At 68.3% G+C, this 11,775-nt stretch carries 10 protein-coding genes; 6 read left to right on the forward strand and 4 right to left on the reverse strand.

The features are described 5' to 3' along the window. Window positions 1-130 precede the first annotated feature (130 nt). Both AORI_RS47460 and AORI_RS47465 read right to left on the reverse strand, forming a co-directional pair. Window positions 131-2,617, reverse strand: a complete 2,487-nt coding sequence (locus AORI_RS47460; RefSeq protein ID WP_016331683.1) for a DNA gyrase/topoisomerase IV subunit A — start codon at window positions 2,615-2,617, stop codon at window positions 131-133. A 29-nt stretch (window positions 2,618-2,646) separates the two neighbouring features. Continuing rightward, window positions 2,647-4,698 carry a DNA gyrase/topoisomerase IV subunit B gene (locus tag AORI_RS47465; protein ID WP_016331684.1) on the reverse strand — a complete coding sequence of 684 codons (2,052 nt, stop codon included), beginning with the start codon at window positions 4,696-4,698 and terminating at the stop codon, window positions 2,647-2,649. Between the two features lie 278 nt (window positions 4,699-4,976). Between AORI_RS47465 and AORI_RS47470 the strand changes: the two genes are divergently transcribed. Then, the gene (locus AORI_RS47470) at window positions 4,977-5,870 is read left to right on the forward strand and encodes a hypothetical protein (RefSeq protein ID WP_228688308.1); all 894 of its coding nucleotides are present in this window, start codon (window positions 4,977-4,979) and stop codon (window positions 5,868-5,870) included. Here the strand turns inward: AORI_RS47470 and AORI_RS47475 are convergent. Then, complete coding sequence (locus AORI_RS47475; RefSeq protein ID WP_043847927.1) at window positions 5,854-7,275, reverse strand: glycoside hydrolase family 76 protein; 1,422 nt, start codon at window positions 7,273-7,275, stop codon at window positions 5,854-5,856. The genes AORI_RS47470 and AORI_RS47475 overlap by 17 nt on opposite strands. 135 nt (window positions 7,276-7,410) lie before the next feature. Here AORI_RS47475 and AORI_RS47480 point away from each other — a divergent pair, with 135 nt between their 5' ends. Together AORI_RS47480 and AORI_RS47485 are read left to right on the forward strand one after the other, a co-directional pair. Continuing rightward, on the forward strand, window positions 7,411-8,484 hold the full coding sequence (locus AORI_RS47480) for an LLM class flavin-dependent oxidoreductase (protein ID WP_016331687.1): 1,074 nt from the start codon (window positions 7,411-7,413) through the stop codon (window positions 8,482-8,484). Next, on the forward strand, window positions 8,481-9,062 hold the full coding sequence (locus tag AORI_RS47485) for an FMN reductase (protein WP_016331688.1): 582 nt from the start codon (window positions 8,481-8,483) through the stop codon (window positions 9,060-9,062). Before AORI_RS47480 ends, AORI_RS47485 begins: the two co-directional genes overlap by 4 nt. A gap of 156 nt (window positions 9,063-9,218) precedes the next feature. Here AORI_RS47485 and AORI_RS47490 read toward each other — a convergent pair whose 3' ends face one another. After that, window positions 9,219-9,560: a YciI family protein gene (locus AORI_RS47490; protein ID WP_016331689.1), complete on the reverse strand. Its 342-nt coding sequence runs from the start codon at window positions 9,558-9,560 to the stop codon at window positions 9,219-9,221. 130 nt (window positions 9,561-9,690) lie between these two features. Here AORI_RS47490 and AORI_RS47495 point away from each other — a divergent pair, with 130 nt between their 5' ends. The 3 genes from AORI_RS47495 (at window position 9,691) to AORI_RS47505 (ending at window position 11,746) form a co-directional block, all read left to right on the forward strand. Beyond that, the gene (locus AORI_RS47495; RefSeq protein ID WP_016331690.1) at window positions 9,691-10,104 is read left to right on the forward strand and encodes a PGPGW domain-containing protein; all 414 of its coding nucleotides are present in this window, start codon (window positions 9,691-9,693) and stop codon (window positions 10,102-10,104) included. Window positions 10,105-10,124: 20 nt separating this feature from the next. After that, window positions 10,125-10,802 carry a TetR/AcrR family transcriptional regulator gene (locus AORI_RS47500; RefSeq protein WP_016331691.1) on the forward strand — a complete coding sequence of 226 codons (678 nt, stop codon included), beginning with the start codon at window positions 10,125-10,127 and terminating at the stop codon, window positions 10,800-10,802. A gap of 86 nt (window positions 10,803-10,888) precedes the next feature. Further along, window positions 10,889-11,746 carry an aldo/keto reductase family oxidoreductase gene (locus tag AORI_RS47505; protein ID WP_016331692.1) on the forward strand — a complete coding sequence of 286 codons (858 nt, stop codon included), beginning with the start codon at window positions 10,889-10,891 and terminating at the stop codon, window positions 11,744-11,746. Window positions 11,747-11,775 lie beyond the last annotated feature (29 nt).

Consider the following 11,775-nt stretch of genomic DNA (forward strand, 5'->3'; position numbering starts at 1 on the left):
AGACGGACGACACGCGTGATTGGGCGCGGAACTCGCGTGATCGGGGCCGGAACTCGCGTGATTGGGGGCGTAACTCACGAGTTACGGCTCCCATCACGCGAGTTCCGCGCCCAATCACGCGAGTGCGGGGTCAGTCGCGTTCGATGAGGTGACCGACGACCTCGGGGCCGGGGTGGGCGTGGCCGGAGCCGTCGCGCCGGAGGTCGACCTCGGGGAGTTCCACCGGGTCGCCGTTGCGGGCGGCACCGGCCGGACGCGGGCCGATCCAGCCGACGATCAGCCTCGTTTCGCCCTTGAGGAACCGTTGCGCCCGGACACCGCCGGTCGCGCGGCCCTTGGCCGGGTACTCGCTGAACGGGGTCACCTTCACGCTCGCGCCGGTCGCGGTGACGACCATCGGCTCGCCGTGTTCGGCGTCGTCGGTGCGGATCGCGCCGAAGAAGACCACTTCCGCATCGCCGCGCACGACGATGCCCGCCATGCCGCCGCCCTTGAGACCCTGCGGCCGCACCAACGAAGCGGCGTAGCGCAGCAGTGACGCTTCGGACGACAGGAACGCCAGCGTCTCGTTGCCGTCGGTGAGCCAGGTGGCGCCGACGACCTCATCGCCGTCCTTCAGGCTGATCACGTCGAACTCGTCGGAGCGGACCGGCCATTCCGGCGCGCACACCTTCACGACGCCGTGCTTCGTGCCGAGCGCGAGGCCGGGGGAGCCGGCGGCCTGTTCGCCGAGCGGGGCCAGGCCGATGACGCGCTCGCCCTTCTCCAGCGGCACCAGTTCCTTCGCGGCCATTCCGCCTCGAAGCGACACGGTGCCCGCCTGCTCGGGCAGCACCGGCAGCGGCAGCACGTCGGTCTTGAACGCGCGGCCGCGGTTGGTCACCAGCAGCACCTGCCCGCGCGCGGTCGAATGGACCACCGCGGCCACCGAGTCGTGTTTGACGCGGCCGTTGCGGCGCCGCACTTCCGACGCCTCCTCCGATTCCGCCGCGGTCCGGGCGACCAGCCCGGTGGCGGACAGGATCACCTGGCACGGATCGTCGGCGACCTCCAGCGGACCCGACGGCTTCGACGCGGCGAGGACCTCCTTGAGGTCACCGTCGATCAGCGCGGTGCGGCGCTCGGTCGGGTGGTCCTTGGCGACCTTGGCCAGCTCGGCCGAGACGACCTTCTTCAGCACCGACTCGTCGTCGAGGATCTTCGACAGCTCGGCGATCTCCCCGCGCAGCTTGTCCTGCTCGGCTTCGAGTTCGATCCGGTCGTATTTGGTGAGCCGCCGCAGCGGGGTGTCCAGGATGTAGGTCGCCTGGATCTCCGAGAGCTTGAACCGCTTCATCAGGCCGTCCTTCGCGGCCGCGGCGTTCTCGCTGTCGCGGATCAGCTTGATCACCTTGTCGATGTCGAGCAGGGCGATCAGCAGACCGTCGACCAGGTGCAGACGCTCTTCGCGTTTGCGGCGCCGATATCGCGTGCGGCGGGTGACGACCTCGTAGCGGTGGCTGAGGAAGACTTCCAGCAGCGCCTTGAGCCCCAGCGTCTGCGGCTGCCCGTCCACCAGCACCAGGTTGTTGATGCCGAACGACTGCTCCAGCGGCGTGAGCCGGTACAGATCCGCCAGCAGCGCCTGCGGGTTCACGCCGACCTTGCATTCGATGACCAGCCGCGTGCCGTTCTCGCGGTCGGTGAGGTCCTTGACGTCGGCGATGCCGGTGAGCCGCTTGGACTTGTTGACCTCGTCGGTGATCTTCTCGATCACCTTCTCCGGGCCGACGCCGTACGGGAGCTCGGTGATGGTGATCGCCTGACGGCCGCGGCTGCCCTCCAGCGGCCCGGTCTCGGCGCTGGCGCGCATGCGCACCACACCGCGGCCGGTCTCGTACGCGCGGCGGACCTCGTCCAGCCCCAGCAGCGAACCACCGGTCGGCAGGTCGGGGCCCGGGACGTACTCCATCAGCTTGTCGAGGGTGGCGTTCGGGTGGTTGATCAGCCACCGCGCCGCGCCGATGACCTCGGACAGGTTGTGCGGGATCATGTTGGTCGCCATCCCGACCGCGATCCCGGACGTGCCGTTGACCAGCAGGTTCGGGAAGGCCGCGGGCAGTACCGACGGCTCTTCGAGCGAGCCGTCGTAGTTCGGCCGGAAGTCGACGGTGTCCTCGCCGAGCTCACCGACCAGCAGCATCGCTTCCGGGGACAGCCGCGCCTCGGTGTACCGCGAGGCGGCCGGGCCGTCGTCGGGGGAGCCGAAGTTGCCGTGCCCGTCGATCAGCGGGACGTTGAGCGAGAAGTCCTGCGCGAGCCGGACCATGGCGTCGTAGATCGCCGTCTCACCGTGCGGGTGGTACTTGCCCATCACGTCGCCGGTGACACGCGCCGACTTCACGTACGCGTGCGAAGGCCGGTAGCCGTTCTCGTTCATCGAGTGCATGATCCGGCGGTGCACCGGCTTCAGCCCGTCCCGCGCGTCCGGGAGCGCCCGCGAGTGGATGACCGAGTAGGCGTACTCCAGGTACGAATCCTCGATCTCCGTCTTCAGCGAATTGTCGAAGACGTTCGCGCCGGGCTTGTCGAACGCGGAGGGATCGACCTTGGTGGTGGTGCCCTTGCGGCGTGCCATTGCTCAAAGCTCCTTGAATAGCAGCGAAATCAGGCGTCGATGGCTTCGCGGTCGACCCGGTCGGAGGATTCGACCAGCCAGTTGCGGCGTGGCTCGACCTTCTCGCCCATCAACAGTTCGAGCGCGTTCTCCGCGGCTTCGACGTCGTCGAGGGTGATCCGGCGGACCGAGCGGGTGGCCGGGTTCATCGTGGTCTCCCACAGCTCGTCGGCGTCCATCTCGCCGAGACCCTTGAACCGCGGCACCGGCGTGACGATCTGCTTGCCCGCCCGCTCCAGTTCCGCGTACTTGGTCTCCATCTCCTTCTGGGTGAAGGTGAAATGGGTTTCCGGGTTGCGGCCCTTGGTGACCAGTTTGTGCAGCGGCGGCATCGCGGCGTAGAGCCTGCCGTCCTCGATGACCGGCCGCATGTACTTGGCGAACAGCGTGATCAGCAGCGTGCGGATATGCGAACCGTCGACGTCCGCGTCGGCCATCAGGATCACCCGGCCGTAGCGCATGGTCGACAGGTCGAACGTGCGCCCACTGCCCGCGCCGAGCACCTGCACGATGGAGGCGATCTCGGCGTTCTTCAAGGTGTCGCCGAGCGACGCCTTCTGGACGTTGAGGATCTTGCCGCGCAAGGGAAGCAGCGCCTGGTACTCCGAGACGCGCGCCATCCGCGCCGAACCCAGGGCGCTGTCACCCTCGACGAGGAACAGCTCACTGCGGGAGACGCCGGTGGTGCGGCAGTCGACCAGCTTCGGCGGCATCGCCGCGCCTTCGAGCGCGGTCTTGCGCCGGGCCGCGTCCTTCTGCTGCTTCTGGGTGAGCCGGACGCGTGCCGCGTCGACCACCTTCTGCAGCACGATCTTCGCCTCGGACTTGGTCTTGCGCTCTTCGGTCCAGGCGCGGATGTGCTTGTCGACGATGCCCTGGATGACGCGGGTGATGCCGGCGGTGGACAGCTCGTCCTTGGTCTGCGACGTGAACTGCGGCTCGGGCAGCCGGACGTGGACGACCGCCGTCATGCCTTCGAGCACGTCTTCGACGGTCGGCATGTCCTCCTTGGGCTTGAGCAGCCCGCGGGTTTTGGAAATGGCGTCCTGCAAGGCTTTCAGCACCGCGCGGTCGAAACCGCGGCGGTGGGTGCCGCCGTGCACGTTGCGGATGGTGTTGGTGAAGCACTCCACCGTGCGTTCGTAGCCGGTGCCCCAGCGCAGCGCGACCTCGACCTCCGCGTGACGCACCACATTGGACTGCATGACACCGCTGGCGTCGGCGGCGTTCTCCTTGTACGTGCCCTCGCCGTTGATGATCAGCGTGCCGCAGACGGGTTTTTCGCTGTCCGGGGCGAGGAAGTCGACCATGTCCGCGAGGCCGTTGGGGAAGTGGAAGGTCTCTTCGCTGATCGTGTCGTCCACGGCGGTGCGCAACACGTACGTGACGCCGGGGACCAGGAACGCGGTGTTGCGCATCTTCGCGCGGACGCCTTCGACGTCGAGCGCGGCGCCGCTCTCGAAGTAACGCGAGTCGTACCAGTACCGGATCGACGTGCCGGAGCGCTCGCCGCGCTTCATCTTGCCGGTCACGTTCAGCCCGGATTTGCGGGTGAACTTGGCCTTCGGGCCGGGCCCGTCGAACACGCCGGGGACGCCGTGCGCGAACGACATCTGGTGGACCTTGCCGCTCTGCTTCACCGTGACGTCGAAGCGGTGCGACAGCGCGTTCACCGCCGAAGCGCCGACACCGTGCAGACCACCGGAGGTCTTGTAGCCCGAGCCGCCGAACTTGCCGCCCGCGTGGAGCCTGGTGAGCACCAGCTCGACACCGGACAAACCGGATTTGGCGTGCGTGCCGGTGGGGATGCCACGGCCGTCGTCGTCGACCTGGACGCTGCCGTCGGCGTGCAGGGTGACCACGATCTTCGTGGCGTGACCCGCCACGCCCTCGTCGGTCGAGTTGTCCACGACCTCGGAGAACAGGTGGTTGATACCGCGGCTGTCGGTGGAGCCGATGTACATCCCGGGGCGCTTGCGGACCGCTTCCAGACCCTCGAGATGCGTCAGGTCGTCGGCCCCGTACAGGGTCTCAGCAGTCACTGGGTACTTCTCCTGGAGTCGTGGCTCGCGAACTAGCTCGTGGAGGTGGTGTTCAACGCGACACCGTACTGGAGGATATCCGCCCCCTCCGACAGCTTCGTTGTCCCGAGCCCCCGGTGTGGCGCATCACCCTGTCCCGATGGGCGGGTCACGGCTGGGGAAAGCGACTTCCACCGGCCTCGGATGAGGCGTTATCGTTTCCGGTGTCACAGGGTGACGGGGGGAACAAGGTGGCCGTCGGAACCGGTCGCACACGCGTCTCGACCGCACAACGCGTCGTGAGTCTCTGGTATTTCGTGGTGGTCGTCGGGTCTTTCGGCATGCTCGCGCTGCTCCCGGTCGCGCACGCCGCGATCCGGCTGCGGCGGGGCATCCTCTGGCTGTTCGTGCTCGGCTACGGCGGCATCGCCGTCGCGATGACGTTCCTGCTGGAGCGGGCGGCGTCGGAGGGCGAGTCGGAGGCGATGCTCTCGTTCGCCTGGCTCTTCGGCACGATCCTGTTCGTCACCGTGACCTGCGTCCACCTCGCCAGGTTGCGGACGAAGATCCTCTACCCGCCGCCGACGGCGTGGGTCGAATCCGGCATGCACTGCGGGCTGTTCTCGATCGACATCTCCGGTTTCGGCCAGGTCGGCCGCAGCAGCGAGATCTTCGTCCAGGTCCGGCGGATGCTCTTCGGCCTCCTCGCCACGGCCTTCGAGGCCAGCGGGATCGCCTGGGACGCGTGCCTGAAGCGCGACACCGGGGACGGCATGATCGTCGTGGTCCCGCCGCATTTCCCGAAGTTCCGCCTGGTGTATCCGCTGCTTTCCCGGCTGACCGCGGAACTGGCCCGCTACAACGTCGTCACCGAACCCGGCCTGCGGATCCGGGTGCGGGTGGCGATCCACGCCGGCGAGATCGCGCTCGACGAGTACGGCGTGACGGGGCGGCCGAAGGTGCTGCTCGCCCGGCTGCTGGACTCACGCGTGCTGCGGGACGCGCTCGCCGAAGCGCCGGACGAGTCGCCCGTGGTGGTGCTCGTGTCGGACCGGTTCCACGAGGACGTCCAGGACCAGGGCGGCCCCGGTCTCGACACGATGAGCTACCGGCAGGTGCTCGTGCACGAGAAGGAGACCGAGGTCCGCGCCTGGCTGCACGTGCCCGATCCGGTTCTCAGAGAGCTGCGGTGAGGACCTCCAGCGCGCTGTGCTGACGGGCGGCGTCGATCTTGTCGACCGGTCCCGCCCAGCGCAGGCCGTGCTGGTCGAGCGACGTGCGGTTGTTCGTGATCGTCGCGTTCGCTTGGCGCGTCAGGTAAGCGCGGTACGGCCTGCCCGCCAGCGCCCGGTCCAGCTCGCCGAGCCCCCTGGCGTATGCGCCCTTGAACGACGGCCCGTCGGCGCCGCAGTCGCCGGATTCGCACGGGTCGCGCAGGATCCCGTTCGCGTGCAGGAGCGACGTGGTGGTGGAGGCATCCGCGAGCCGCCGGGCCGTGGTGAGCAGGGCGGCGTCACCGGTCGCGCGCTGCAGTTCGACCAGCGCGCCGAGGACGATTCCCTGGTTGTAGCTCCAGACGGCCTGGCCGTTGTTGGCGCAGGAGGCGTTCAGGCCGTCGTTGATCAGGGAACTCCCGTTGATCATGCCGCTGGCGCGGAACCAGTCCCAGACCTCGCGGGCCCGCGCCAGCTGCCGGGTGTCGCCGGGGAGCCGGTTGTGCAGTGAGGCGGCCACCTTGACGTACAGCTCGTTGGTGACGGCGTTCTTGTACGTCTTCGCCGTCGACCACCAGAGCCCGCCGCCGCAGGTCCCGTCGCGATAGGAGTACATATAGTCCGCCGCGATGACGGCGGTGTCGAGATAGCGGCGATCCTTCGTGAGGTCGTAGGCCCGGATCCAGGCGAGCGCCCACCAGCCGGTGTCGTCGATGTATTCGTTGGTGAAGTTGTCGCCGCGGTTGCGGTCGAAGGTGTTGCCGATGGCGTAGCGGTAGTTCTGCGAGCCGGTTCGCGTGCTGTAGTCGAGGATCGCGGTGAGCGCGTTCGCCGAGTTCCACCAGCCCGTGGTCTGCCAGAGCCCGGTGCCGTTGTCGTAGAACTGCATGAGCGCGGTGGCCGCGGCTTCCGTGCGGTCCTTGGCGGCGACCGTGGTGCGGAACCAAGGCGTGCAGGCGATTTCCGGCCGGTTGCCCGCCTTCCCGCAGGCGCGGAGGGCCCCGAAGCGGTGGGTGGCGGGGTCGTCGACGTTGAACATCAGGGTGCGCCAGCCGCGTTGGCCGACCGGGATCTTCGTGTCGCCGATCCGGCTGTCGCCCGCCCACGTACGGCCGCCGTCGAAGGAGCGGTCGAGCCAGACTTCGTCGCCGGGGTCGCCGTCGCCGATGCTGCCCCAGCCCATGTTGTCGCCGTCGGAGAGGTGCAGCGTGATGGCGCGGCCCCAGACGGACGCCGTGCCAGGTCTTCTTTCGCCGACGGCCAAGGCGGGGTCGCGGCTGTCGCAGTACTTGGCGCAGATCGTCGCCGCGACGGTCGGTTCGGGGGTGGTGGCCGGCGTGAGAGCGAATGTCAACGTTGTCACAAGCAGGGAGGTGAGCCACATGGATTCGAGTGTGGGGGCGGTCACTTTCCGGGCCGATCAAGTCACCCTTTCAGCCCGCGCCGATGGTCTGGAATACTTCTCGCGTGCGTGAAGTTGAACGCTCAAGCAAAGTAACCCCGGCCTAGGGAGCAGGTCATGCAGTTCGGAATCTTCACGGTGGGCGATGTGACGACCGACCCGACCACCGGGGAGGCGCCCAGCGAGTACGAGCGGATCAAGGCGATGGTGCGGATCGCGCTCAAGGCCGAGGAAGTCGGCCTCGACGTCTTCGCGACCGGCGAGCACCACAACCCGCCCTTCGTGCCTTCGTCGCCGACGACGATGCTCGGCTACATCGCCGCGCAGACGTCGAAGATCATCCTTTCCACCTCGACCACGCTGATCACCACGAACGACCCGGTGAAGATCGCCGAGGACTTCGCGATGCTGCAGCACCTCGCCGACGGCCGCGTCGACCTGATGATGGGACGCGGCAACACCGGCCCGGTGTACCCGTGGTTCGGGCAGGACATCCGGCAGGGGATCCCGCTCGCCATCGAGAACTATCACCTGCTGCACCGGTTGTGGCGCGAGGACGTGGTCAGCTGGTCCGGCAAGTTCCGGACGCCGCTGCAGGAGTTCACCTCGACGCCGCGTCCGCTCGACGGGGTTCCGCCGTTCGTCTGGCACGGCTCGATCCGCAGCCCGGAGATCGCGGAACAGGCCGCCTACTACGGCGACGGGTTCTTCGCGAACCACATCTTCTGGCCGAAGGAGCACTTCCAGGCGCTGATCAACCTCTACCGCGAGCGGTACGAGCACTACGGGCACGGCAAGGCGGACCAGGCCATCGTCGGACTGGGCGGCCAGGTGTTCCTGCGGCCCAAGTCGCAGGACGCGGTGCGGGAGTTCCGGCCGTACTTCGACAACGCGCCGGTGTACGGGCACGGGCCGTCGCTGGAGGAGTTCACCGAGCAGACGCCGCTGACCGTCGGCAGCCCGCAAGAGGTGATCGACAAGACGCTGACCTTCCGCGAGCACTTCGGCGACTACCAGCGCCAGCTGTTCCTGATGGACCACGCCGGCTTGCCGCTGAAGACCGTGCTGGAACAGCTCGACCTGCTGGGCGAGCACGTGATCCCGGTGCTGCGCAAGGAACTCGACTCGCTTCGGCCGGCGCACGTGCCGGAAGCCCCTACGCACGCTTCTCGTTTGGAGGTGTTGGCATGACCACGATCGCTGTCGTCACCGCCGGTCTGAGCCAGCCGTCCTCGACGCGGTTGCTCGCCGACAAGCTCGCCGCGGCGGTTTCCGTCGCGCTGCCGGAGGTGAAGATCGAGGTGATCGAACTCCGCGATCTGGCCGTCGACGTCACGAAGAACATGCTGACCGGGTTCCCTTCCCCGGCCCTGCGTGCGGCCATCGACACGGTGACCACCGCGGACGCCCTGATCGCCGTGACGCCGGTGTTCACCGCGTCGTACAGCGGACTGTTCAAGTCGTTCTTCGACGTGCTGGACCAGAAGGCGCTCGACGGGAAGCCGGTGCTGATCGGTGCCACCGGCGGGACCGAACGGCACTCGCTGGTGCTCGACTTCGCGCTGCGTCCGCTCTTCGCCTACCTTCGCGCCGAGCCGGTCGCGACGGCGGTGTACGCGGCTTCGTCGGACTGGGCTTCTCCGGGAGACCTCGACAAGCGGGCGTCGCGGGCTGGGCGGGAACTCGCCTCGCGGCTGTCGTCGGATTCGCCGGTTGGGGCTCCGGAGAGCGGGTTCGTGCCGTTCGAGCAGTTGCTGGCCGGTGGGTGAGGAAGGGACCTTTGCTCTCGTGGCGCGTTCAGGGAGCCCACACACCCCGTCGTGACCGGTCCGGTCACGACGGGGTGTGTGGATATAGGGACATCTAACGTCCCTATATCCACACACCTCTTACTCGCGGTGACACTCGCACCCGCCGGCCAGCGTTCAGGGGGTCGGCCAGACCGGCCGGATCTCGACGGTCGCGAACTTCGACACCGGATGCTTCGACACGACCTCGATCGCCTCGTCGAGATCGGCGCACTCGATCAGGTCGTAGCCGAGGATCTGTTCCTTCGTCTCGGCGAACGGCCCGTCCGAGACGAGCAGTTCGCCGTCGCGGTGGCGCACGGTGGTCGCGGTGGCCGCCGACCGGAGCCTGCTGCCGGACAGCCGCACTCCGCGGGCGGTCATCTCGTCGACCCATTCCTGGGTCCGCTCGTCCAGCGGGTCCTCGCAGTCGTCCGCGCCGGGAAACGGCGTCCCGCAGATCAGCAACATGTAGCGCATCGGGTCCTCCTTGGGTTGGACGGTTCATCACCCCGACGAACGGTCTCTGCCGAAACAGACCATCAGGACCAGCGCTTTCCCGTCCCGACCGGCACAATCGAAAGGAACGGACGACGGCGAGGAGACGACGGTGGGCATCGGAAAACCCGTGAAGCAGGTGTTGATCCTCATCGCGGGCCTCATTCTCCTGCTGGTCGGTATCGCGTTGCTCGTGCTGCCAGGGCCCGGGTTGCTGCTGGTGCTCGCGGGTCTGCTCGTGCTGGCCTCGGAGTTCCCCGCCGTGGAGAAGTACGTCGATCCGATCCGCGACAGGGCGATGAAGGCGGCGGAGGACAGCGTTTCGTCTCCGCTGCGCATCGCGGGTTCGGTGCTCGCGGGGCTCGGGCTGCTGGCCGCGGGGGTCGTCTGGGGACTCGTGCCGGGGTTGCCGCTCGGCGGCTGGAGCACCGGGTCGAGCCTGATCCTTTCCGGGCTCATCCTGTTCGCGTTGCTGATCTGGAGCTACAAGCGGGTGCAGGCGCGGAGGGCCGCGAACGCCGAATAACAGCCGGGTGGTCTGGTACCGTGCGCCGCGTGGCACCCGACTTCCAGCGCGCACGGCGGCCGGAACAGGTCGAGGCCCGGCGCGCGGCGATCCTCGGGGTGGCGCGCGAACTCCTGGCCGAGCGGCCCGTCTCCCGGATCAGTTTGCGGGAACTGAGCGATCGGGTGGGCTTGGCGAAGTCGAACGTGCTGCGGTACTTCGACAGCCGGGAGGCGATCTTCCTGGAGGTCCTGGACTCGGCCTGGGTCTCGTGGCTCGACGAGCTCGAAGGTGAGCTGAGCGCCCTCGACGGGCCCGGCTACGAGCGAGTCGCGACCGTCATCGCGACGTCGATCTCGCGGCAGCGCCTGCTGTGCGAGCTGATCAGCACGATGGCCGCGGTACTGGAACGCAACATCTCCGTGGAGACCGCGCGGGCGTTCAAGACGCGGGCCGGTGAACGGACCGAGCGGCTCGCCGGGATCGTCCGCGCTCGAGTGACGCTGGACGCCGAAGCGGCCGGGTACTTCGCGAAGGCGGTCTTCATCCTCGTCGCGGGACTGTGGCCCTACGCGAACCCGGGCGAGGCCGTGGCGACGGTCCTGGCCGAACGCGGAGCGCCCGACGGCCAGGCGATGTTCGTCCACGGCCTGACCGAAGGGCTGGCGAACCAGCTGGTCGGCCTGGCTGTTCGCGCAGGTCAGCGCCCCGAGTGGTAGCAAAGGTCCCTTGCTCCCTTCCCGCACGCGCCGACTGAGGAGAACCTGCATAAGGTGAGCGGAACCCACTTGCACAAGGAGCGATCATGAGCCCAGGCGGCACCCTCACCCTCGGCGATCTCACCGTGAGCCGGATGGGCTACGGCGCCATGCGGCTGTCCGGCCCCGGCATCTGGGGCCCGCCGAGCGACCGCGACGCCGCGATCGCCGTCCTCCGTGAGGCGGTCGAGCTGGGCGTCACCCACATCGACACCAGCGACTTCTACGGTCCGCACACGACCAACGAGCTGATCCGCGAGGCCCTGCACCCATACCCGGACGAGCTGCACATCGTCACGAAGGTCGGCGCGAAGCGGTCTCCGGACAAGGGCTGGCCGTCGGCGCTCTCGCGGGAGGAGCTGACCTCCGCGGTCCACGACAACCTGCGCAACCTCGGCCTCGACGTCCTCGACGTGGTCAACCTGCGGCTCGCGGGGGAGCACGGCGTCTTCCCGATCCCGGTCTCGATCACGGAGCCGTTCGAGGTGCTCGCCGAACTCCAGCAGCAGGGCCTGATCCGGCACCTCGGCCTGAGCCACGTCTCGGCGGAGCAGGTCAAGGAAGCGCGCGCCATCGCACCGGTCGTCTGCGTGCAGAACGAGTACAACGTCGCGAACCGCGCCAACGACGGGCTCCTCGACGCCCTCGCGGCCATCAACATCCCGTTCGTGCCGTACTTCCCGCTCGGCGGGTTCACGCCGCTGCAATCGGGCGTGCTCGACGACTGCGCCCGCCGGGTCGGCGCGACGCCCATGCAGGTCGCGCTCGCGTGGCTGCTCCAGCGGTCGCCGAACATCCTGCTGATCCCGGGCACGTCCTCGCCGGCGCACCTGCGGGAGAACGTCGCCGCCGCGGAACTCGAACTGCCCGCCGACGTCCTGGCGGACCTCGACGGCCTCGCCTAGCCGTCCGTGAAGGCCTCCTTCACTACCTT

Origin of the sequence: Amycolatopsis keratiniphila, assembly GCF_000400635.2 — a bacterium.
Lineage (GTDB): Bacteria > Actinomycetota > Actinomycetes > Mycobacteriales > Pseudonocardiaceae > Amycolatopsis > Amycolatopsis keratiniphila.

What these genes read in the sequence shown, in the direction of transcription:
- AORI_RS47485 (WP_016331688.1), top strand. Translation starts at nt 8,481, where the DNA reads ATGACCACGATCGCTGTCGTCACCGCCGGTCTGAGCCAGCCGTCCTCG.
- AORI_RS47480 (WP_016331687.1), top strand. Translation starts at nt 7,411, where the DNA reads ATGCAGTTCGGAATCTTCACGGTGGGCGATGTGACGACCGACCCGACC.
- AORI_RS47490 (WP_016331689.1), bottom strand. Translation starts at nt 9,560, where the DNA reads ATGCGCTACATGTTGCTGATCTGCGGGACGCCGTTTCCCGGCGCGGAC.
- AORI_RS47475 (WP_043847927.1), bottom strand. Translation starts at nt 7,275, where the DNA reads ATGTGGCTCACCTCCCTGCTTGTGACAACGTTGACATTCGCTCTCACG.
- AORI_RS47505 (WP_016331692.1), top strand. Translation starts at nt 10,889, where the DNA reads ATGAGCCCAGGCGGCACCCTCACCCTCGGCGATCTCACCGTGAGCCGG.
- AORI_RS47460 (WP_016331683.1), bottom strand. Translation starts at nt 2,617, where the DNA reads ATGGCACGCCGCAAGGGCACCACCACCAAGGTCGATCCCTCCGCGTTC.